Annotated in this window: 19 protein-coding genes; 10 read left to right on the plus strand and 9 right to left on the minus strand. The window is 44.7% G+C overall.

The genetic code is table 11. The features are described from left to right. The first annotated feature begins 4 nt into the window (after positions 1-4). Positions 5-562 carry a hypothetical protein gene (locus HQM15_01610; GenBank protein ID MBF0491460.1) on the plus strand — a complete coding sequence of 186 codons (558 nt, stop codon included), beginning with the start codon at positions 5-7 and terminating at the stop codon, positions 560-562. On the opposite strand, the gene nadB is transcribed toward HQM15_01610, so the two are convergent. Both nadB and HQM15_01620 read right to left on the minus strand, forming a co-directional pair. Next, positions 545-2,149, minus strand: coding sequence for an L-aspartate oxidase (gene nadB / locus HQM15_01615; protein ID MBF0491461.1), 1,605 nt, complete (start codon positions 2,147-2,149; stop codon positions 545-547). The genes HQM15_01610 and nadB overlap by 18 nt on opposite strands. A gap of 54 nt (positions 2,150-2,203) precedes the next feature. Beyond that, complete coding sequence (locus tag HQM15_01620; GenBank protein MBF0491462.1) at positions 2,204-3,436, minus strand: patatin-like phospholipase family protein; 1,233 nt, start codon at positions 3,434-3,436, stop codon at positions 2,204-2,206. Between the two features lie 182 nt (positions 3,437-3,618). On the opposite strand from HQM15_01620, the gene rpsO reads away from it, so the two are divergent. The 4 genes from rpsO to HQM15_01640 all read left to right on the plus strand — a co-directional run bounded on the left by rpsO (position 3,619) and on the right by HQM15_01640 (position 7,691). Next, entirely contained in the window at positions 3,619-3,885 is a 267-nt protein-coding gene (rpsO, locus tag HQM15_01625) for a 30S ribosomal protein S15 (GenBank protein ID MBF0491463.1), read from the plus strand. 162 nt (positions 3,886-4,047) lie between these two features. Next, a complete protein-coding gene (pnp, locus tag HQM15_01630; GenBank protein MBF0491464.1) occupies positions 4,048-6,174 on the plus strand; it encodes a polyribonucleotide nucleotidyltransferase in 2,127 nt (708 codons plus the stop codon). Between the two features lie 128 nt (positions 6,175-6,302). Continuing rightward, positions 6,303-6,752, plus strand: a complete 450-nt coding sequence (gene dut, locus HQM15_01635) for a dUTP diphosphatase (protein MBF0491465.1) — start codon at positions 6,303-6,305, stop codon at positions 6,750-6,752. Positions 6,753-6,812: 60 nt separating this feature from the next. Then, positions 6,813-7,691, plus strand: coding sequence for a fumarate hydratase (locus HQM15_01640; GenBank protein ID MBF0491466.1), 879 nt, complete (start codon positions 6,813-6,815; stop codon positions 7,689-7,691). A 24-nt stretch (positions 7,692-7,715) separates the two neighbouring features. On the opposite strand, the gene HQM15_01645 is transcribed toward HQM15_01640, so the two are convergent. Then, positions 7,716-8,924 (minus strand): thioredoxin domain-containing protein, encoded by a 1,209-nt coding sequence (locus HQM15_01645; GenBank protein ID MBF0491467.1) that lies wholly within the window; start codon positions 8,922-8,924, stop codon positions 7,716-7,718. A gap of 77 nt (positions 8,925-9,001) precedes the next feature. Between HQM15_01645 and pheA the strand changes: the two genes are divergently transcribed. After that, the gene (pheA, locus tag HQM15_01650; protein MBF0491468.1) at positions 9,002-10,078 is read left to right on the plus strand and encodes a prephenate dehydratase; all 1,077 of its coding nucleotides are present in this window, start codon (positions 9,002-9,004) and stop codon (positions 10,076-10,078) included. Between the two features lie 127 nt (positions 10,079-10,205). After that, the gene (locus HQM15_01655) at positions 10,206-10,538 is read left to right on the plus strand and encodes an endonuclease domain-containing protein (protein MBF0491469.1); all 333 of its coding nucleotides are present in this window, start codon (positions 10,206-10,208) and stop codon (positions 10,536-10,538) included. A gap of 88 nt (positions 10,539-10,626) precedes the next feature. Here the strand turns inward: HQM15_01655 and HQM15_01660 are convergent, their stop codons facing one another. Beyond that, the gene (locus tag HQM15_01660) at positions 10,627-11,529 is read right to left on the minus strand and encodes an RNA pseudouridine synthase (protein ID MBF0491470.1); all 903 of its coding nucleotides are present in this window, start codon (positions 11,527-11,529) and stop codon (positions 10,627-10,629) included. Beyond that, positions 11,526-13,040 carry an ABC-F family ATP-binding cassette domain-containing protein gene (locus HQM15_01665; protein MBF0491471.1) on the minus strand — a complete coding sequence of 505 codons (1,515 nt, stop codon included), beginning with the start codon at positions 13,038-13,040 and terminating at the stop codon, positions 11,526-11,528. The genes HQM15_01660 and HQM15_01665 overlap by 4 nt, the downstream gene beginning before the upstream one ends. Positions 13,041-13,228: 188 nt before the next feature. Between HQM15_01665 and HQM15_01670 the strand changes: the two genes are divergently transcribed. After that, complete coding sequence (locus HQM15_01670; protein ID MBF0491472.1) at positions 13,229-17,191, plus strand: amino acid adenylation domain-containing protein; 3,963 nt, start codon at positions 13,229-13,231, stop codon at positions 17,189-17,191. Positions 17,192-17,208: 17 nt separating this feature from the next. On the opposite strand, the gene HQM15_01675 is transcribed toward HQM15_01670, so the two are convergent. From HQM15_01675 to HQM15_01690, 4 genes are read right to left on the minus strand one after another with little or no spacing between them, the layout of a single operon-like run. Beyond that, on the minus strand, positions 17,209-17,808 hold the full coding sequence (locus tag HQM15_01675; GenBank protein ID MBF0491473.1) for a dephospho-CoA kinase: 600 nt from the start codon (positions 17,806-17,808) through the stop codon (positions 17,209-17,211). Beyond that, a complete protein-coding gene (locus HQM15_01680; GenBank protein MBF0491474.1) occupies positions 17,805-18,314 on the minus strand; it encodes a hypothetical protein in 510 nt (169 codons plus the stop codon). The genes HQM15_01675 and HQM15_01680 overlap by 4 nt, the downstream gene beginning before the upstream one ends. Positions 18,315-18,332: 18 nt before the next feature. Further along, the gene (locus HQM15_01685) at positions 18,333-19,574 is read right to left on the minus strand and encodes a CCA tRNA nucleotidyltransferase (GenBank protein ID MBF0491475.1); all 1,242 of its coding nucleotides are present in this window, start codon (positions 19,572-19,574) and stop codon (positions 18,333-18,335) included. Beyond that, complete coding sequence (locus HQM15_01690) at positions 19,575-20,684, minus strand: SurA N-terminal domain-containing protein (protein ID MBF0491476.1); 1,110 nt, start codon at positions 20,682-20,684, stop codon at positions 19,575-19,577. A 203-nt stretch (positions 20,685-20,887) separates the two neighbouring features. Between HQM15_01690 and HQM15_01695 the strand changes: the two genes are divergently transcribed. Beyond that, on the plus strand, positions 20,888-21,907 hold the full coding sequence (locus HQM15_01695; GenBank protein MBF0491477.1) for a rod shape-determining protein: 1,020 nt from the start codon (positions 20,888-20,890) through the stop codon (positions 21,905-21,907). Between the two features lie 116 nt (positions 21,908-22,023). After that, positions 22,024-22,806 carry a rod shape-determining protein MreC gene (mreC, locus tag HQM15_01700; protein ID MBF0491478.1) on the plus strand — a complete coding sequence of 261 codons (783 nt, stop codon included), beginning with the start codon at positions 22,024-22,026 and terminating at the stop codon, positions 22,804-22,806. Positions 22,807-23,011 lie beyond the last annotated feature (205 nt).

The raw sequence follows: 23,011 nt of genomic DNA on the forward strand, positions 1-23,011 counted from the left end.
TTTTATGATTAAAAAAATAATCCTCATCCTCCTCCTTATTTGTTCAAGCCATATCCTTTTTGCAAAGGAACTCTCTTACGAAAAAGCTCTCAAAAAATATCATCGTGTGGGGGAACAATACAGCCCCGAAAACTTCCATGCCCTTTATCGCTGGGAAGTTTTGTGGATGAGCCCCGAGTTGCGCGAGGCCCAGGATAAATATCTGGCGCAGCATTATAAAGATTCAGCGGCCGATCTTAAGGCTCGTGAGACAAAGTCTGAAAAAATCGAACATCAATACACCGAGTTCCTCGTCTTTTTTTACACCTACAATAAAAAATGGAACGATCTGGATGCTCCCGAAAGCCTTTGGCAGCTGCGTCTTGAGGCAGCGGAGTCTCATTTAAAACCCAGCGAAATTATCAAAGTAAAACCCACTCCTCTCGAAGAAAGCCTTTATCCCTATCTGGCACCTTGGGTAAAAATGTATCGGGTTCGGTTTCCTGTGTCTGATTCAAGCAGCGAATTGAAGTTGAGCCTTTATGGGATTAAGGGGGAAAAAGAATTAGTCTGGAAGAATTGACTCTTGCTTTATTAAGCTATTCTGAGTTCGATCTGAAAAATCTGGATAATCCAAAGTATAATGCAATCCACGACTCTCCTGTCTTTGCAGCGCACAGCGAACCACGAGTTCGGCCACCAAAACCAGATTTCGTAATTCAATCAAGTCTGCCGTAATCTTAAAATTCCAATAATATTCTCTTACTTCTTCTCTTAAAAATTCAATGCGGCTTTGTGCGCGCAGCAGGCGTTTTGTGCTTCTCACAATCCCTACGTAGTTCCACAGGGTTCGTCGGATCTCATCCCAGTTTTGTGTGATGACCACAGCCTCGTCGGAATCTGTTGCCTGCCCAGAATTCCAAATAGGGAGTAAAGAGGAAGGAGGAAGATCAATTTCCTGTGCATATCTTACGCTGTCGGTCGCAGCTCGCTTCGCAAAGACCACGGCTTCAAGAAGAGAGTTAGAGGCCAAACGATTGGCTCCATGCAAACCTGTGCAAGCCACTTCTCCACAGGCATACAGGCCCTTTACCTCGGTTTGGGCGTATTCATTGGTTTGAACGCCTCCGCAAAAATAATGGGCGGCAGGGACCACGGGGATGGGGCCTTTCGTAAGATCAAATCCAAAACTCAAACAGCGCTCGTAAATACTGGGAAATCGTTTTTTAAGAAAATCAGCGTTTTGATGCGAAATATCCAGATAGACGAAATCTTCTCCGCCCTTTTTCAGCTCAGCATCAATCGCCCTGGCAACAATATCCCGAGGGGCAAGTTCCGCCTGAGGATGATAACGGGTCATAAAACGATCACCCTTTTGAGTGCGCAAGATTGCGCCTTCTCCTCGCAGCGCTTCCGAAATTAAAAATGACTTTGCCTGGGGATGAAATAAGCAGGTGGGATGAAATTGCACAAATTCCAGATTGGAAACAGTGGCCCCCGCGCGCCAGGCCATGGCAATTCCATCGCCGGTGGCAATGTCGGGATTGGAAGTATAAAGATAAACTTTTCCGGCACCGCCCGTCGCGAGTAAACAGGTTTTACAGGAGAGGGTGATGACTTCACCCGTGAGACGATTCAGCGCGTAGGCTCCAATCACCTGATTTTTTTGGCTTGCAGGAATTAATTTTTTTGTGGTGATCAAGTCAATCGCCACATGATGTTCTAAAATTGTGATGTGAGGATGTGCTTTGACACGTTCAAGCAAGGCGCGTTCAATTTCTTTTCCGGTGATATCTCCCTGATGCAGAATACGTCTTGCGGAATGTCCACCTTCTTTTCCCAAATCGATTTTGTCTTTTTCTTTTTTGGAAAATTGAACTCCCAAATCGATCAGATGCTTCACACGTTCTGGGCCTTCTTCTACCACCATTCGAACAATTTTTTCGTCACAAAGTCCGGCCCCCGCGATCAGCGTATCTTGAATATGGGCGCTGAAGCTGTCTTCAGGATCCCAGACGCTGGCAATTCCCCCTTGGGCATAGTTGGTATTAGATTCGGCAGAGTCTTTTTTGGTCAGGATGAGTACACGGCCAAAATCAGCGACCTCGAGGGCATAGCTGAGTCCGGCGATCCCCGAACCTAAAATGAGAAAGTCAGTTTGCTGGGACATGCGGAGTTGGATAAGAGGAAAAGAAGGACTTCGTCAAAATAAAATTGGAAGAATTTAATCTTCCAAAAATTCTTTCAACTCATTGTGTTTTGTTTTTGCATCCTCAAAGCCCAGGGCCAAAAGCTTTTGCAGGTATTCAGGAATAAATCCGATATAAGAAAGAAAGTCGTTTCCGCTGGAAGGATCAATATCCAATACTCGAATCAGAAATTTTTCAAATGACCCAAAGTGGTGATCTTTGCTTTTTTGAAAGCACTCAATAAACATCTCCCCAATATCTTCCGAGGGACGGATGCGGAGTAGCTTTAGTTTCTTCACTCCGCGATCGGCAATGTCTCCGTGGATATTTTTTTCCACCAACATTTTATTCAAGTCGTCCAAAAAATTTTTGCCATAAAGCAGCTCTGCCCATTCGACAATGCGATTGATGCGCTCCAATTGCTCCAAATCGTATTGGATCTTGTCCAAAAAGACCGAGTTCAAAACTCTACCTAAAATTTGTCCTAGGGCAGGAGGCTGTCCTTTTACCCCATGAAAAGGGATCTCTTCACCCGCGCGTGCGCGATGATTGAGGCCGATGACCAGGATGGAATCTGCCCCTAAATGAATGGCAGGAGAAATAGGAGTATTTAAACGGAGTCCTCCATCGGTATAGGCAATGCCGTTGATCAGTATGGAGGGGAACACGATGGGTATTGCCGCAGAAGCAAGTGCATGGACCGGTTGAATGGTGGTGAAATGCGAGGTGTAGTCGCCGTAGTAACTGAGCTTTGAGTTTTTTTCGATGAAGAGTTCTGTCCTACCAGTAAAGACGTTGGTGGCAACAATGGCTATGGCTTGTACAAAACCTTTTTGGATATTTTTGGAAATCTGGGGCCAATCCATGACATTGCTGATAAAAGGGAGAAAAGGGCTTGTATCTAAAAAACCCGGGAAATGAGGAGACTCTTGATTGAGCCCTCTGAGAAATTTGAAAAAAATTTGTTTGGATCCTTTGGAAAGAAATTCCAATAAGGCCTTAAAATTTCGTTTGTAGATGTTTTCTTCCCGAATGTTTTCCCAAAGCTCCCACATTTTTTTGGCTTGGAAATTCAGGTCATGAGCGGTGGCCACCATAAAACAGGTATTGATGGCGCCTACGGATGAGCCGGATTGAATGTCAAAATTCCGATTGCGGCTTTTGCTGGGAAGCATGGTTCTCACATAGTGAAGCACCCCGGCTTCATATGCGCCTCGCGCCCCACCTCCCGATAAAACCAGGCCTAGTTTGTTGTTTTTTGAAGCCATCAGTCCAATTGTATAGGGGAAATGAAGGGAGTGCTAGAAATTAAGCTGGGAGTGAGAAAGATGCTTAAGCTTGTTAAATCTGGCTTAAATAAATGTCTTAAATCAAAGCTTTACAAAGAAAATAAGTCTGTGTTACAGGATTTTGGCTTTTAATAACCAATTTATCATTATGAGGTTTTTCCATGCTATTGGAGAGTCAAAAGAAAGAAGTGATCAGTAAATTCAAACAACACGATGCTGATACCGGTTCGCCTCGTGTACAAATCGCCCTCCTGACCGAGCGGATTAATTCCTTAACCGAGCATTTCAAAAGTCATAAAAAAGACCATTCTTCTCGAAGAGGTCTTTTGCAGCTCGTCGGCCAACGCCGGCGCTTGCTGGATTATGTGAAGCGTAAAGATCATCCTCAATATGCACAACTTCTCGAGAGTTTGAATTTACGTAAATAAATTTTCATCTAACCCCAAAGTTATTGTCTTTTTTTTGCTGATAATTTGAGTAATTTTCTTTCCCTGAAAGACAATTCCTTGAATTATCAGTTTTCTGAGAAAGACGCTTTGGGGTATTTTTTCACTTGGATCAATCCTGATCCTACTAAAGGAGTCTCTCTCATGTTTAATATTCAAAGTGTTTCTGCTCAACTCGGAAATAAAACCATCCACATTGAAACCGGAAAACTTGCCAAGCAGGCAGGGGGCTCAGTGACGGTTCGTTGTGGAGATACCATTGTTCTAGTCACCGCTGTGGTGGCCACAAAAGCCCGTGTGGGAATCGATTTTTTCCCTCTCACTGTCGATTATGTTGAAAAAACCTATGCTGCTGGAAAAATCCCCGGCGGATTTTTTAAGCGTGAAGGTCGGCCTACCGAAAAAGAAGTCCTTACTTCCCGTTTTATCGATAGACCCATTCGGCCTCTGTTTCCAGATCATTTCCAAAATGATGTTCAAGTGACGGCCCTCGTTTTATCGGCCGATCCGGAAAATGATCCTGATGTTTTGGCCATGGTGGGTGCCTCTGCAGCTCTCATGCTGACGGGAGCTCCTTTTCAGGGGCCTATTGCCGGATGTCGCATTGGCCGCATTAATGGCGATTGGGTTTTAAATCCCAGCGCTGCGCAACTCGAAAAGTCTGAGCTTGAAATGATTGTAGCGGCTACGAAAGATGCCATTGTGATGGTGGAAGGTGGCGGAGATGAAGTGAGCGAAGAAGTGATGATCGAGGCTATCCTGAAAGCCCATCAAGCCATGCAGCCTTTGCTGCAAGTTCAAGTGGAACTGGCTTCCAGAGCCGCAAAAGCCAAGATGGAAGTGGTGCTTCCCGAAGTAAATCAGCCTTTAATTGATCAAGTCAAACAACTTGCCGAACAAAAACTGGCTGTGGCGATTCGTATTCCTGAAAAACAAAAACGCTATCAATCGATGGATGAAGTAAAAGCTGAAACGATCAAAGCCATTGTCACCGAAGGGGCTGAAGACGAAGAGACCAAAAAAGCCGAAGTAAAGGCTGTTTTTGAAGACTTAAAACGTACTCTGGTTCGAGAAATGATTTTAAAAGATAATCTTCGAGTAGATGGGAGAAATCTTCAACAGATTCGTCCCATTATCTGTGAGGCCGGCCTGCTTCCCCGTGCCCATGGATCCGCCTTGTTTACCCGAGGTGAAACTCAAGCAATTGTGGCCACTACCTTGGGAACCGAAGACGATCTGCAAATTATTGATACCTTGATGTTTAATGGGCATAAAAACTTCATGCTGCATTATAATTTTCCTCCTTTTTCAGTGGGTGAGGTGAGAAATATGCGTTCGCCCGGACGACGCGAAATTGGCCATGGTGCCCTGGCAGAACGCGCGATTCGAAAGGTGATGCCAAAAGGAGACTTTCCTTATACAATTCGTATTGTTGCAGAGATTTTAGAATCCAATGGTTCCAGCTCAATGGCTACGGTTTGCGGCGCGTCTCTTTCTTTGATGGATGCGGGAATTCAAATCAAGGCCCCGGTGGCCGGCATTGCGATGGGACTAATTCAAGAAGAAGGCAAGACCGCTATTTTGTCCGATATCTTGGGAGACGAAGACCATTTGGGAGATATGGATTTTAAAGTGGCAGGGACTACCCAGGGAATTACTGCCATTCAGATGGATATCAAAATTCAGGGCCTCACCCATGACTTGTTGAAACAAGCCTTGGAACAGGCGCGGGTAGGGCGTTTGCATATTTTAAGTAAAATGGATGAGGCCTTAACGACCCATCGAAAAGAGCTTTCCCCTTATGCCCCCCGTGTGGAAACCCTAAAAATTCCCAAAGACAGAATTCGAGAAGTAATTGGCACGGGTGGAAAGGTCATCCGATGGATTATTGAAGAAACCGGCGCAAAAATTGATGTGAATGATGAGGGCTTAATCAATATCTATTCCAGCGATGGTGAGGCCTTGGCCAAGGCCAAACAAATCATTCAATTCATCGTGGCCGATCCTGAAGAAGGAAAGACCTACCTGGGGCGCGTGCAAAAAATCATGGATTTTGGCGCCTTTGTCGAAATCCTTCCGGGGACCGATGGATTGGTGCATATTTCTCAACTCGCAGATCGCCGTGTAGAACGCGTGACCGATATTTTAAAAGAGGGCGATGAAGTGGTGGTGAAATGTATTGGGATTGATCGGGATGGGAAAATTAAGCTTTCGCTGAAAGAAGCGGTGGGATTGGTAGCAGATATTGTTCCTATTCGGATGCCAAGGTAGTCAGCTAATCTTTTAGTCTTCTTTCCTCCCCTTAAGCTAAGGGGAGGTTAGGAGGGGTTATGATTCAATTGTATCCAATTGTTCGTAACGCCCCCTGACCCCCTCTTACCCTAAGAGGGGGAATTTGTATGATTCAAATCCCTCTCCAACATCTAAAGCCCGAATTGTCTCAGCAAATGCCGAAGTACATGACTGCAGGGTCAGCAGGAATGGACCTTTGCGCGGCCATAGAAAATCCTGTCGTCTTAAAACCTTTTGAGAGAAAACTCATTTCCACCGGTTTGGCGATTGCACTCCCTCCAGGCTACGAGGCCCAGATTCGGCCTCGCAGTGGTTTGGCCATTAAGAAAGGTATTACCTGCCTCAATTCTCCAGGCACCATTGATAGCGATTATCGCGGTGAAATTGGTGTGATCTTGATTAATTTAGGGTCTGAAGAAGTGTTGATTGAAAAAGGCGAGCGCATCGCCCAGATGATTATTTCTCGTTATGAACAAATTGGGTGGCAGGAAGTGGCCGAATTGCCTAGCTCTGAGCGGGGGAGTGGGGGCTTCGGTTCGACTGGAACTCGTTCATAAATGAAATTTGTGAGTTACTAATTATTTGACTTCAGAAATCATTCTCACTACCAAAAGGGCATGGAAAACCTTAAAGAAAACCTCCTGGAACTCATTCGAAAAACCTCCGCCGAACTTCCCGCTGATGTTATGCGAGCTCTGGAGTCGGGGCAGCAAAAGGAAATGCAGGGCAGTCCCAGTCAACATGCCATGGATAATATCCAAAAGAATATCCAATTGGCCCTGGAAAAATCCAAACCCCTTTGTCACGACACAGGATCCATTCTTTTTTATGTTGAGGCCCCTCGCGGTTTTGATCAGTTGGTTTTTGAGCAGGAAGCCAAGAAAGCGGTGATTGTGGCCACCAAAAAAGGTTATCTTCGGCAAAATTCCGTCGATTCTATCACGGGTCAAATTTCAGAAAATAACACAGGGCCTGGAAATCCCAGTTTTCACTTTCATCAGAATACCCGAAAAGATTTTACGGTGAGGCTACTTCTTAAAGGGGGTGCTTGTGAGAATGTGGGAGCCCAGTATTCTTTGCCTTGTGAGGCCCTTAAGGCAGACCGTGATTTGGAAGGCGTGAAAAAATGTATTTTGAATGCGGTGTCGCAGGCTCAAGGAAAAGGTTGCAGTCCTGGAGTTTTGGGGGTGACTATCGGTGGAGATAGATCCACTGCCTATGCAGGGTCAAAGGAACAATTTTTACGGCCTATCACCGATGTGAATTTGAATCCAACCTTAGCACGGCTTGAAGAAGAAATCGTTAAAGAAGCCAACAAGCTGGGCATAGGTCCTATGGGCTTTGGCGGGGAAACTACTTTATTGGCTTGCAAAATTAGCGCACTCAATCGGGTTCCGGCCTCCTTTTTTGTGACCATTTCCTATATGTGCTGGGCCTTTCGTCGTCAGGGATTTGTACTTTCGATGGAAGGTGAAATCAAGAAGTGGTTGTATTAGGATCTGTCCGTATAAAATCCACTATCACTTTTCACTCCTCTTCAATTCTTCCTCAATCAACAGATTGATTTTGATGGGATTCAGCCAATCCTCGAGCTTCCTTCCATTTACAAATACCCCCGGGGTACCATTCACCTGAGCTTGGTTTCCCATTTCGATGTCCTTTTTAACTGTATCCAAATGTTCATTCGATTTCAGGCATTGATTGAACTTATTTTCATCCAAGCCTAGTCCTTTGGCGAATTCTGGGAATCGTTCGGAACTCAAGCGGGTTTGTTCTTCGAAAATCTTGTCATGCATTTCCCAGAATTTGTTTTGGTCTTGGGCGCAATAAGCCGCCATGGCGGCAGTGCAGGCATTTTGATGCAGATCGCGCTGCATGTATGGGTTGCAGCTTTTATCGAGGGGATAGCTCATGTAGATGAACTGAATTTTTTTCAGATACTGCCTCAAGTAAGGTTTAAGTGTGGCAGCAGCCCTTTTACAATGAGGGCATTCGAAATCACTGAATTCCACAATCTTAATAGGGGCATCCGGATTTCCCCAGGAGGCGTGGTTTTGGATATCGAAAGTGTACTGAGGTTCAATGTAGTGAAAATCCAGGAAGGCCTGGTGATCAAAGTCTTCCAAATCCTCTGTATATTTTTTTTCATTGGCATAGAGTGCTGCCAAGGTGATGAGAAAGAAAATGAGTAAGAAGGCCAAATGTCCGAAAAAAGAAGAGCGCAAAGTTTCTCTTTGTTTCGTGTTACCGATTTGAAAAAAATCTTTCAAAAAATTAAGGCGTGTGGGTTGTTTTGGAAAGAAAAGATGGATGAAAATAAAAAACAAAAAAGTTATAAAGTACAGTGAAACACAAAAGAGGCAGTAACTTTTTATGATATAAGAAGAGACTAATCCCAGATAAATTGAAAAACCCAGGGCAGGGTAAGTCCCCAGTAAGGGGAAGGTAAGCGTCGCTGCACTTTCTTCGCGATTGATAAAGGCATAAGCCATAGCGAGGAGGGCATAGATATAAAAAAGAAGGCCAAGGCCGCTTACTGGGAAAGGGCCCAGCTTGGAATAAGTGCTGATGATGACGCTATCGCAATCAAATTTGCCGTTGATATTGCAAATACTTTTATGTTCAAACCCTTCCTTTAAGATATCAAAATGTCGTACGGTCAGGTACCCGGATACCGCAAGGCCGGCAAGGATGAGGATGAGCAGGATTAAAAGATGTTTTGTTTTCATAGTGAAAAAAACGCTACACAAGTGATTTGGAAGAGACAAGTTTTTTTGTGAAATGAAAAGATGAAAAAAGGAGAATTATGAGTTCAGAGAAAATAAAACATCTTCGGGAAGAAATCGATCAGCTTGACCAATCCTTTTTAAAGCTGCTTTCTCAGCGTGGTGAGAAAGTGATGCAAATTGGCCAGCTGAAGAAGGCCGCTCAAAGCCGCTTTCACGTGCCGGAGCGCGAGGCGAAGATCTTTCAGAAACTCAAAAAAAATAATCCGGGGCCCTATAAAGATGAAGCGATTTTAAGTATTTTTCGTGAAATCCTGTCTGCCTCTCTGGCTTTAGAATCTCCCTTGCAAGTGGCTTTTTTGGGGCCCGAGGCCACCTTCACGCATTTGGCGGCCATTCAACGCTTTGGGCTGTCGGCGCAATTTGTTCCTCAAGAAACGATTGCCCAGGTGTTTCAAGCGGTTCAGCAGAAAAAAGTAAATTACGGAATTGTGCCCATCGAAAATTCCACCGAGGGGGTGGTGAATCACACGCTCGATTTGTTTGTAGATTTTCCTCTGAAAATTTGCGGTGAAATTAAAATTGCGATTGTGCACAATCTGCTTTCTCAAGAAAGCGACTTGCGTAAAATCAAAAAAGTTTATTCTCATCCCCATGCCTTGGCGCAATGCCGGCAGTGGCTTACGAAGCATTTGCCTCAAGTGAAAATAGTGGATGTGGCCAGCACCGCAAAAGCCGCGGAAATAGTGAGCGGAGAAAAACAGGTGGCGGCTATTGCCTCCGAATATGCCGCCAGCAAATACAAATTAAAGGTGTTGTGTAAAAACATTGAAGATCATCCCAATAACTTCACCCGATTTGTGGTGATCGGAGAAGAAGGCTGCGGGCCTTCGGGTCACGATAAAACCTCGCTGATGTTTTCTACCAAAGATGAAGTGGGGGTGCTGTTTAAATTGCTGGCCCCCTTTGCAAAAGAAAAAATAAATCTCACCAAAATAGAATCTCGTCCTCTGAAGGGGCGTGCCTGGGAGTATATCTTTTTTGTCGATTTAGATGGGCATCAGGAAGATCCCAAAGTGCGGCGTGCTATTGAGACGATGGCACAGAGTTGCTCTTTTTTACGGGTGCTGGGGTCTTATCCGAAGAGTGAGGTTTAGAAGAATAATGGCTATTTTGAAGATGAAAGTTCCTAAAATTAAAAGTGGGACTTGTTTAAATTTTAAAAGTGGACTGAAAACGAATTCCCCTCTCCCCTTGGGGGAGAGGGTAGGGTGAGGGGTAAAAATGAGTACTTTGATTGACCTTTCAAAATCTCTCAGGAAAAACTCAACTCATACAGAAAATGATCTTTGGTATTATTTAAGATCAAGGCGATTAAATGGATTGAAATTTAGAAGACAGCATCCTCTTGGTCTATACATTGTAGATTTTATATGTCTTGAGAAGCGCATTGTTATTGAATTGGACGGTGGGCAACATGCTGCAGCTCAAAGTGAAGGTAAGAAACGAGATGAATGGTTGAAAGCAGAAGGATACCAAGTATTACATTTTTGGAACTCTGAATTTTATGAAAATCGTGAAGGGGTGTTGAGTCAAATTTTAGCAGCAAGTGAATGAACCCCTCACCCTGCCCTCTCCCCCAGGGGGAGAGGGGATTATTAAAAGTCCACTTTTAAATTTAGGTAACACCTAGAAAAAGTTTGTCTTAATTAAAATCCCCAGGCACCGGAGCTTCAATTCTTACCTCTTTGCCATCCGCCATCTGAAAAGAAAGCCTGTGGGCATGCAAAAGTATTCGGGTCGATTGCAATGGGCTTCCATACAAATCATCTCCCAAAATGGGATGTCCTTTTGACGCAAGATGGACGCGGATTTGGTGGGTGCGGCCTGTGAGAGGTCTGGCCTCAATCAAGGTCACTTTTTCGTTTGCTTCTAGAACTTTAAACTCCGTTTTACTCCAGCGGGAATTTTTTTGTTCCTTTTCATAAAGGCGATAAACATTGAGGGGCAATTTTCGAAAATCGCGCTGAAGGTACCCTTCTACAATCCATTCTTTTTCTGCCGCTGCGGGGGAGACGAGGGCCAGGTAAGATTTTTTGATCTTCTGATCATGAAATTGTTTCATGAAATAAGCTTCGGTTTTTTTATCATAGGCGAATAAAACGATTCCGCTGGTTTGCCTATCCAAACGATGCAGGGCATTTAAATTTTTCAAGCCCGTGAAGTCACGAACTTGTTCCTGCAGGCCAAAACGAGTACTGGCGCGGCTTCCCTGTACGGGTAACCAGGCGGGTTTGTTCACGGCCAAAAGGCCATTCTCTTTCAATAAAATATGCTGTGAAGAAATAGGAATGGCTTCTGGTTCTCTTGAAAAAAGATAAAGTTCGATTTCGGAGTTTGCTTTAAATGGATGTTTGAGATCTTGTTCATTCAGTCTTTTTTTGTTGAGATAACATCCTCCATGAAAAAGTGCTTTTTGAATATTTTCTGTAGCAAGATTGAGTTGCTGGGAGAGATAAGGCAGCAAGTTGCGACCTGAAATTGTTTTTTCAAGGGTGAAGGAATAATACTTAACTGGTGGGTTGTAGCGGTAGGCGTCCGTTGTCATTTTTGTCTTTTCTTCTTTCCACCCTCTTCCTCTTCCCAACCTATTTTTTCTAAAAACTCATCGTAGTTACCCAAGAAAAGTTCGGCTCCTCCTTCACGAAAGACAATCAGTTTGGTGGCGATGGCTCGCAAAATCATTTCGCTGTGAGTGACAATCATCATGGCGCCTTTGAAATTGCTAATGCTGTCTACCAGGGCATCAATCGATTGCATGTCCAAATGGTTGGTGGGTTCGTCCAGAAAGAGCAAATTGGCAGGAGCCGCCAGAATTTTTCCCAACAAAACGCGACTGCGTTCGCCTCCGGAAAGCACGCCAATACGCTTTTCAGCGGCATCGCCTTCAAACATCATCACCCCGCAAATGCCTCGCACTTGAGTGCGACTGAGGCTGGAGTTGACGGAACCAATTTCATCTTCCACGGTTGTTTTAAGATCGAGGCGATTGATATTGGTTTGTCCAAAATAGCCCAGTTTCATTTCGGGATGCGAATAGAGGCTGCCCCCCGTTGCTTGAAATTCACCAGCCAGCACATTCAGCAAAGTCGATTTCCCTTTTCCATTTTTCCCGATGATGGCAATGCGATCGTCACTTTTTATAGAAAAACTTAAATTCTGGATGAGCGGAGTTTTTGCTTCGTAGTGAAAAGATAAATCGTTCACCTCCATCACTGTTTTAGCGGCAAAGGGGGCGTAATGAAAATCGAAATCGAGGCTTTCGATATTTTGCAGGGCATCTTTGCTGCCCATTTTTTCTAATTGTCGAATACGCGATTGAACGGAAGCGGCTTTGGAGGCCTGGGCGCGAAAGCGGTTGATGAAGGTTTCGATTTCTTTTCGTTTTTTGCCCTCGTTGACCCGATTTTTTTCGTAGAGTTCTTCGTCTTGCTCAATTTGGGTATAAAGTTTTTCGGTGGGGCCAGTGACTCTTTTTAATTTTTGTCGGTGAATGGCGGCCGTGTGTGTGGTGACGCTGTCCATAAATTCACGGTCATGCGAAATGAGGATGAGCTCATCTTTCCAGTTTCTCAAAAAGCGGGTGATCCAGCGCACGGAGACAATATCCAAATAGTTCGTGGGTTCGTCCAAAAGCAGAAGATTGGGTTCGGAGACCAACAGCTTCGCCAGATTGAGACGAATTTGATAGCCACCCGAAAACTCATAAGGGCTGCGATCCATGTCTTCTTGGGTGAAGCCCAGCCCAAACAAAATTGCCTCTACTTTGTAGTAACAATCTTCTTCTCCAACCGGCAATCCCAGTGCCCCTTCTAGCAACACCGTGGGTTGGGTAAAATTCAGATGCTGGGCAAGATGGCCTACACGGTAATTGCGGGGAAAGGTGATGCTGCCTTCATCCGGCAATTCTTCTTTCAAAACAAGTCTGAATAACGTGGATTTTCCGTGGCCATTTCGACCCACCAAACCCAGTCTTTCTCCGCGACTGAGTTGAAGGTCGAGATCTTCAAAAAGAATTTGGGAGCCGTAAGTCTTTGTCAGTTTGTTGATTTGCAGCATGTGAAACTCTTGTCCGTAAAATGTATAAGGCGAAACGTGAAATGCGGCTGCCCTATATACGCCGCTAAGCTTGATGGCAATAGCGAAAACAGGGTGGAAGGAGTTATTTAATTTTTTGCTTTGCTCTCAAAAGCGTGAAGGGTATAAGCGTGCGTCGAACTTACTCAAAAAAAGAGAGCGGACTTCCCATGAATTCAAACTCCAGCATCCTTCTTGGCACTCTTCGTCCCGATTTATTAAAAGACGAAACCTTGGCCGAACTTTTTCGTGCCTCCGCCAAGACGCATCTTTCTAAGACAGCACTGATCTGCAGAGACCAGGCTCTCAGCTATGCAGAGTTAGATCGCTGGAGCGATGCCGTGGCTGCCTCTCTTGCCAGCCAGGGCATTGGCCGAGGAGCTAGTGTAGGCGTTTGGTGGCCTCGGGGTTTAGAATTGCATGTCATTATTTTGGCTATAGTTAAATCGGGAGCGGCGTATGTGCCTCTTGATTTTGAAATGCCGGCTGAGCGGGTAGTGACGGTATTATCCGAAGTAAAGGCTGCGGCGTGTTTTAGTCCAAAAACTCTGGAGCTTAACTGTCCCACGTTGTCTGTTCCTCCTTTAATGGGCCCAGAAAATACTAAAATCCCCCTTCATCCCCCTTTTTCAAAGGGGGAGATTGGTCCTCAGTTCCAAGATTGGGCCTATGTCTTATACACCTCGGGGAGCACGGGAAAGCCCAAAGGAATCCCCATTACGCACAGTCAAATTTGTCATCTGGTTCGAGCAGAACAAAGCGTATTGGGGCTTCGAAGTGAAGACAAAGTGTATCAGGGTTTTTCGGTTTCTTTTGACATGTGGTGTGAAGAAACCTGGATCAGCTATCTAGTAGGTGCCACACTTTTTGTGGCCGATGCAGAGATGGCAAAGTCTATTGATGAGTTGAGTGAGGTCTTGAGCAACAACAACATCACGGTGCTGCATGCCGTGCCCAGCTTACTGGCGGTGATCGACGAGCATATTCCTTCTTTGCGCTTGGTGAATGCAGGAGGCGAGGCCTGCACTGCTTCGGTACTTGCGCGTTGGGGCAAGCCTCCTCTCCAATTTTTTAATACCTATGGCCCCACCGAAACCACAGTCACTGCAACAATTGCGGCCCTCAAAAGTGGAGAGGCCATCACCATCGGCCAACCTTTACCCAATTATGATTTGGCAATCGTCGATGAAGCGTTAAATCCGCTCCCTTATGGCCAACGCGGAGAATTGGTCATTTCTGGCCCGGGAGTAGGACAGGGTTATATTAATCTCGTGGATTTGACGCGAGAAAAATTCGTAAAAAAACCGGCGTTGTTGGCAGCGATGCGGGGGGAAGTGATTTATCGCAGTGGGGATGCGGCGCTGATGGATGCCGAACAGAATATTTATATTCAAGGCCGTTTTGACGATCAAATCAAACTCAGAGGCTATCGCATTGAGCTGGGGGAAATCGAAGTGCGATTGAATCAGCTCCCTGGCATCTCGGCCGCTGCCGTGGCTGTTAAAAAAGACAAACAGGGTAACGATCACCTGGTGGCTTATTTAAGGAGTGAAAATCAGAAAAAAATTGAAGAAACTGAACTGCGTAACTTGCTGGCAAAGGAGTTGCCGGTCTACATGCTGCCTAGCCTTTTGGTGCAACTGAATGATTTGCCGCGCCTGGCCAGTGGAAAGATAGATCGCAAAGTTCTTCCGACCCCGGAGGCGCTGCTGCACCTTTCCGAAGAGACACAAGTGCCCCTGGATAAAAATGCCCCTTTGCGAGAGCGCGTCGTGGCGGTGTTGCAGAAGGTTTTTCCAAATCGAAGTTTGGATTTAAGCCAGGATTTTTTTGACGACTTGGGTGGGCATTCGCTTTTAGCCGCGGGATTTGTTTCCCGGATGAGAAATGAAGCGGGAGTGGAGCAAGCCTCTATTCGAGATGTCTATTTAAATCGTCCTTTGGCAGCCCTTGTCGAAAAATGGGAGACCAAGACCGAAACAAAGTCTGCGGTTCAAGACTTTCAAAAAGTGCCTGCCTGGCGCTATCTCCTGTGTGGCTTGGGGCAATCCGTTGCCTTACTTTTTATTTTTGCCTTGTTCGCGGTGCAAATTTTTCTGCCTTATCTCGCATACTATTATGTGCTGCAAGAATCTTCGAGTCATCTGTGGAGCATTGTCACTGCCCTTTTTTCCTTTTGTTTTATCCCTCCTTTTTTTTCATCGCTTACCATTGTCAGCAAATGGTTGGTGCTTGGGCGTGTGCGGGCAGGGGATTATCCGCTTTGGGGGGGGTACTATTTTCGTTGGTGGTTTGTGAAGACCATGCAGCGCTTGACGCCTATTGAATACATCAATGGCACTCCACTTTATGCGATCTATTTGCGACTACTGGGGGTTAAAATTGCTTCGGATGCGCAACTCAGTGCCTTCACCATTGCGGCAGAAGATTTGGTGACGATAGGAAAAGACGTCAGCATCAGCTCGGGCGCGGTCATGAACAATGCCGTGGTAGAAGGAGGGCTTTTAAAATTACGGGCCATCCATATTGCCGACCACGCTTATATAGGCACCAGCGCGGTGATTGCGGGAGGCTGTCGCATCGAAGAATGGGGGGAGCTGAAAGATCTGAGTTTTCTTCGTCCCAACACGGTGCTCAAAACCCGCGAAGTTTGGGGCGGGAGCCCTGCCATTCATCAGACCACAAAATCTCCAGAAGAATTGCCTCAGCCTTTGGAGGTTTCCCCGGCCACCCTCAAAAAATATAGCAAGGTGTACTTGCTCTTACTTTTGATTTTTCCTTTCACTATTCTGCTTCCTTTACTGCCCAGTATTATTGCCTTGAATGCCCTGGATAACTACGCAGCCGATTATGATTTTTCCTATTTGGTTCTTACTCCCTTGCTCAGTTTGAGCTACATCCTTCTCTTTGCCCTGGAGGCGATTTTTTTCACCCGCCTGCTACAGCATGGTCTGCAACCCGGTACTTATCCTGTCTATAGCAGAACCTATTTGAAAAAATGGTTTTCCGATCAAATCATGACCTTGTCTTTGTTTGTGCTGCATCCTGCTTATGCCACGGTCTTTGTGTCGACTTTGTATCGTGCCCTAGGGGCAAAAATTGGAAAGAATGCCGAAATTTCTACCGCCAGTCAGGTGACGCATCGTTTGTTAGAAATTGGAAATGGGGCCTTTGTGGCCGATGTCGTGGTGCTGGGTGAAGATGATGTGCGGGGGCAGCGTTTAACCTTGAGTAGAACTTCCATCGGGAATAACAGCTTTGTGGGCAACAGCGCCCTCATTCCCCAAGGTTATCATCTGCCCGACAACATGCTGGTGGGCGTGCTCTCGGTGCCTCCCACTCCAGAACAGCTGCAATCTTCAGATGCCAAGAACTGGTTTGGATCTCCCGCCATTCCTCTCCCCCGAAGACAAGAGAGTAAAGTTTTTCCCCCTGAACTCACGACCCATCCCACAAAAAAACGCCGCCTTGCACGAGGCCTGGTGGAGCTGATCCGCATTCTCATTCCCTCCAGCGCGGTGATGAGTTTCAGCGTACTCTTTATTGCGTATGGGCATGACTTGTTGGTGGGGGATAGCTGGTGGCGATTGATCTATCAGTTTCCTCTCTATTATCTTTTTTTCGTGGGAATTCCCTCACTGCTGGTGACTGTTATTTTAAAATGGTTGTTGATTGGAAAACATCGTCCCGCTCAAGTTCCCTTATGGAGTTGGAAAGTGTGGTGCAGCGAAGCCATTACCTCTACCTACGAAGCCTTAACCGTTCCTTTTTTGCTGGAATATTTGCAGGGGACCCCCTGGCTACCATTGGTACTGCGTTTGTTTGGTGTTCGAACGGGAAAACGCGTCTGGCTCAATACCACCGATATCACCGAATTTGATGTGGTAAACATTGGCGATGATGCAGCCCTCAACGACGAAAGCGGCCCTCAAACTCATTTGTTTGAAGATCGGGTAATGAAAATCGGCCCCGTAAAAATAGGAGCCCGCAGCAGCATTGGCGCCCGGTCGGTAGTCTTGTACGATAGCTATGTAGGAGAAGATAGCAATCTGGAAGCCCTTTCGCTGGTGATGAAAGGAGAGAATCTCCCAGCGCATTCGAATTGGGGGGGGAGTCCGGTGAGGCAGGGGTGAACAATCCTAATTTTTTTTCAAGTTAATGAACACAAGACGGGGAACAAGCTTTTTACCTGTTTTTGCGTTGCCTTCAAATCTCCCGAATTTTCAATAATCCAATTGGATACTTTAGCTTTTTTTTCATCCAAAGTTTGGGCCGTAAGACGTTTTTCTATTTCTTCATCCGAAAGTTGATCTCGTAATTTGGCTCTTTGTTTCTGAAGTTCAGGCTTCGCACGCACTAGAATCAAGCCCTCAAACTGTTTATAGTAAGCGGCTTCCACCATCAGAGCAGCTTCTACAATTACTAAAGGGATACTCTGTTTTTTTGCTTTTTCAATTTGCTCGGCAATTTGTTTTCGAACGGCGGGATGAATAAGCGCTTCCAACCAGACCCGCTTATCCCGATTTTGAAAGACAAGACCTCCCAATTTTTTTCTATCAATTTCTTGTTTGGAATTTAGAATCGAGGTTCCAAAATGGGAGACTACTTTTTTTTTGAGTTCCAGGTCTGTTTCGTAAATCGTATGCACGACCCGATCGGCATCAATAATTTGGGCCCCTAAGGCCTCAAACATCTTAGCGACCGTGGATTTTCCAGAAGCCATTCCACCAGTCAGCGCAATCACTTTCATTCCTCTTCTCCACTACTAAAGGGAGGCGGTGGCGGGAGTGTGGCGTCTAGCAGTGACTCTCCATTCTGTTCACGAGCCATGGCATCAATTTCTAGCAAAGTATGCAGCAAGGGGAGTACTGCCTTTTCACCATGGGCCTTAATCTTGTGCAGGAGCAGTTCTTTAAATTCTTCAGGGCTGAGTAAAAGTTGGGCGATGAGTTGTTTGATTTGCCCGTACTCTACACTTAAAGTTTCATGTAAATTTTTAATATTTGGATTTTCCAATTCCTGTTTTTTCATGGTCCAGGAAAGGGTTTGAGTAAAATCGGCTTCTTTCCATTCTTGAGTAAGCGCCGATTTCATCTCAATCAGTTTGTCATAAATTTGAGGATTATTAGGATTGAATTCTTCGGAAGCCTGGTAGGCCTCGAAGGCGGCCTCCCAGTTTTGACGGGATCTGAAGTCATCGCCCTGACTTTCCAAAACAATTGCTTTTTGAATGATGTCTTTAGGTGTTTCGTTCATGAGACCTCTTGTAACCGATCAGCCTCCCTTCCAGGGACGCTGACCAGTTACCTCCCTTAAGTATTTGCGTAAAATTTCAGTTTTATTTTTATGAGGATCTCTTAACACTAGCTGAAGCAGACCCTGCAAAATTGTACCAAGTTTGGGGCCAGGCTCAAAGCCTAATTTTAAGAGATCTCTTCCTTGAAGAGCGAGATCCTTTATTTCTAAAGGAGGGGCTTCATCCAGAATATCTAAAATCTTATTTTGAAGGGAGAGTTCTTCGTCAAAAGAAAATTTTAAGTTCAGCCAGGGCTTGATTAAGGGTCTCCCTAAATGATGAATAAAAAGACGGATGTCGTAATTGCTGCTTTCATCCGTGATTTGCTGAGGCCAGAGTTTCAGTAGTTTTAAAAATGATTTGTGATTGATGCCGATGAGGCTGAGTGGATATTTGCTGAGCCAGGTCCTTGCAGCCTCCAAGTCCGATTGATCTTTGGAGAAAATGAAGAGGATTGCAAAAAGCGAATAGAAATTTTTTTCAAGAATATCGAGTCTTTTTATAAGCCGTGGCCAACTCGCAATAAAAGGGGAGGTGAGAAGGTGCGGAAACAGATAAGGCAACAGGCCTGTTTTTAAAAACAACTCGAAGCCCAGCCCAGGCCGCTTACTTAAAAAAAGTTTTTTCAGTTCTTCTACAATCCGTTCGGCGGAAATGGTTTCGAGTAATGGGGCATTTTTAATAATGGATTGAAAAGTTTTTTCTTCGATGTGCAAAGAAAAACGTGTGGCAAATTGCACAGCTCTCAGCATTCGAAGGGGATCTTCAACAAAAGATTGCTCAAATACCTGGCGTAAAATTTTATTTTCTAAATCTTTTTTCCCTTCAAAAGGGTCGAGTATTTCTCCCGTTTGGAGATTTTTTGCCATGGCGTTGAGCGTGAAATCGCGGCGTTTGAGGTCTTCTTCAATGGCCAGGTCAGGATCTTGTGTGACTTCAAAATCACGATGGCCAAGGCCTGTAGAGCGTTCGGTGCGAGGAAGGGCAATGTCGTAATTCTTTTGATCTTGCTTGCATTTAAATTTGAGTACCCCAAAAGATCTGCCTACCAACTCGACATGGCCGAATTTTTTGAGCAGGTTTATCAGCTTGGGAAGAGGAAGTTTTCGAACCAGCAGATCTTGATCTTTGATTTCGATATTTAAAAACCGATCACGGAGAGAACCGCCCACTTCGTAGACTTCTCCTCCCTGTTCAAAGATCGCATCGATAAATTTCATCTACATTAAATTGCTGTTGGTTGTTGTTTTGGCTTTTTGAAGGAGTTTGTCGGCGATTTGTTTTAAAACAAGATTTTTCTTTCGATTGAGCAAGTCGCCTGCCAGTTTGCTTTTTTCTTGGTCAAACTTTTCCATATCCGCGTCTTTTCGTCCCACGAGTTTGAAGAAAACGAGCTGATTTTCGATCGGATAGGCCTTCCTGCACCATGGATTTTCCAGGGTTAATTGGACAATACACTGCAAGGGCTCTTTTGTGTCCTTGATTTCAGTGGAGCCTACCAAGGCGGCGCGTTCTCTCAGCGAATAAAAACCCGTACTTTCATCTTTTAGCTCATATTTTTTCTTAAGAACTTCGATGGCAGAAGGTGTTTTTTTCTTGTCTTTGGGGTTGCTGGGTTGACTTTCAGATAGGGTCGAAAAGACTTCCTGTTCTATTTCTTTCGTTTTTTGCTCTTTAGCTTTTTCTGGGTTTGATTCTGTGCCAGCCTGAGATTGAATTTTATTTAAATCCACACTGTATTTTTCCAGATTCAACTCTGTCTTATTAAGACTGTATTCCTCTTTCACTTCTTCATCCGAAACCTTTACCGAATCCCTGTTGAGGTCTTCAAATTTTTCGGCCAATAAAATTTCATTCAAATAATCTTCATAGTCCACCTGGGTTTGTTTGAAAAAACCGGGTTTGACTTGTTTGAGATAAAAGTTTTTATCAAAGACATTGTCTTTACTAAAATTGGGATTTTGTGTGATGGCTTCTATTAGCTCGCTTTTAGAAACCCGGACTCCCATTTTTTTTGCCTCCTGGGCAAACAGTTTAATGCGGAGAAGTTGGTCGAGGGTGTCCTGTTTGGCTTTCTCTTTCATTTCTTCTGAGATATTCCCTTTGAAAATTTGTTCGTAGAACCGCATTTGATTCTCATAATTCATCTCAAATAAGCCCTGGGTGATTTTTTCTCCATTGACCTCTGCTAGGATATTAGGACTGTTTTTAATCCCCTCAGCTCTTCGTAAGCCCGAAGAGCCAAAAAAGAAGATAAGGCCTATCGACATGAGTCCCAGTAAAGTTTTAGTAAGCCAGGAAGCAGCGTGGTTTCTTAAATGATCTAGCATAGAGTTCTTTTGAATGGAGCTTGTATTTAAGTGTTAATTTTCTTTATTTCACGGGGGATAATGATTATCACTCGAGAAATGAAAAGCAATATTTTATTTAAGCCGAATGAAGGTTTGACGCCCGAGAGAGAAGAGTGATAGGTCGAAAAATTAGTTTGTAACATTCATTTGTAAAAGGGGAAAATCCTTTGATATTCAATGCAATTTTAGGTTTTTTTTCAAACGATTTAGCCATCGATTTAGGTACGGCCAATACCCTTGTTTATGTGAAAGGAAAAGGGATTGTTTGCGCGGAACCCTCTGTGGTTGCTGTTTTGAAAGATAGTAAAGGTACCAAAAAAGTGATTGCCGTGGGGCGAGAGGCCAAAGAAATGATTGGTCGAACTCCTGGCAATATCGAAGCCATCCGGCCCATTAAAGACGGAGTGATTGCCGATTTTGAAATCACCGAAGCCATGTTGCGCTATTTTATCCGCAAAGTACACAATCGAAAAACCCTGGTACGTCCTCGCATTATTATTTGTGTTCCCTTTGGAATTACGGAGGTGGAAAAACGGGCCGTAAGAGAATCCGCCGAATGTGCAGGTGCTCGGGAAGTCTATCTTATTGAGGAACCCATGGCCGCTGCCATTGGCGCAGGTTTGCCGATTACGGAAGCAACTGGGAACATGGTGGTGGATATCGGTGGGGGAACTACAGAAGTGGCCGTGATCTCGTTGGCGGGTATCGTCTTTTCACAATCCGTTCGCGTGGCTGGAGATCGCATGGATGAGGCCATTATCCAATACATCAAAAGAAAATATAATTTACTGATCGGTGAACGAACGGCAGAAATGGTTAAAATTACTATTGGGAATGCCTATCCTGGTGCTGAGATGAAGACTATGGAAATCAAAGGGCGTGATTTGGTGGCGGGTGTTCCTCGAGTGATGGAAATTAACAGTGATGAAATTCGGGAAGCCATTGCCGAACCTGTGTATGCCATTGTAGAAGCTGTGAAGATTGCCCTGGAAAAAATACCGCCAGAACTTGCCGCCGATATTGTAGACAGGGGAATTGTGCTAACCGGGGGAGGTGCTTTACTGAAAAATCTGGACCTCTTGCTTCGTGAAGAGACGGGTTTGCCTGTGACCATTGCAGATGACCCTCTCTCTGCAGTGGTTCTGGGAAGTGGTAAAGCTTTGAATGATTTGGATCGGCTGAAGGGAATTACCGTCAATTAAGGCTTCTGTAATTGCCTAGAGAATGGTGACACTGCATGTTCAGTCGTTTTTCGCGAATCAAATGGGGTTTTTGTTTTATCCTCCTCCTTTTAGCTTTTTCTCGTTTTTATGTCCCCATGGAAAAAACTCAAAATCGTTTTTTGGTTTCCATTTTTAATCCTCTCCTGAAAAGCAGTCATTTTTTTTCAGAACATTTTATTTCTCTTAAAAACTGGTTTTTTTGCTGGGGTGATATTTGTCAGGAAAATAAAAATCTAAAGGATCAGCTACAAAGTAAATCCCTGCGCTTAATGGAGCTAGAAAGTATTCTTCAAACTCAAAAAAATTGGGATAAAATTCAAAACTTTTCTCTCTTTTCTACTTATGAAAAAATTCCGGCAAAGGTGTTGGCTTGCAACCCCAGCGATCTTATTCAAACGCTTCGAATCAATGTGGGGAAAAAACAATCGATTGCCCTCGGTGATCCGGTCATCGTTCCCGAAGGTTTGGTCGGGATAGTGAGCGAGGTGTATGAAGACAGCTCGGTGGTAATGTTGGTCACCGACACTCATTTTCAGGCGAGTGCTTCTCTAAAAAACAAAGTGCAGAAAGGTTTAATGAAGGGCTTTCATAAAAAGATGGATTTTGATCGCTACTTCGCGATGAATCGTTTGGAATATTTGCAAAATTCGTCGGATATTCAAGAAGGGGATGAGGCGCAAACTTCGGGCCTCGATGGTTTTTTTCCGACAGGCATCCCTCTAGGAAAAATCTCTAAGGTTTTGCGCGATGAAAAGAATTCTTTTTTGAATGCGGAGGTGATTCCTGCGGTGGATTTTTTTAGTTTGGATGGGGTACTGGTTTTGAGAAGGAGTATAGAGATCGGATTAAATTATAAACTTGAGTTCCGCAGATTTTAAGAATCATTTTTTGCTCATTCTTGGCAAGTACCCATCTATAAAGCATTTCCCCTCTCCCCTTGAGGGAGAGGGTTAGGGTGAGGGGTATTTCTAGTGCACTCAGGATCACCCTCTCTCTGACTCTCTCCCCTCAAGGGAGAGAGGACTTTTCAGAGTGGCTTCTTACTAAAATCTGCGGAACTCAAGTTTATGTGTTACAGCCAAT

This window comes from Deltaproteobacteria bacterium (assembly GCA_015233135.1).
GTDB lineage: Bacteria > UBA10199 > UBA10199 > JADFYH01 > JADFYH01 > JADFYH01.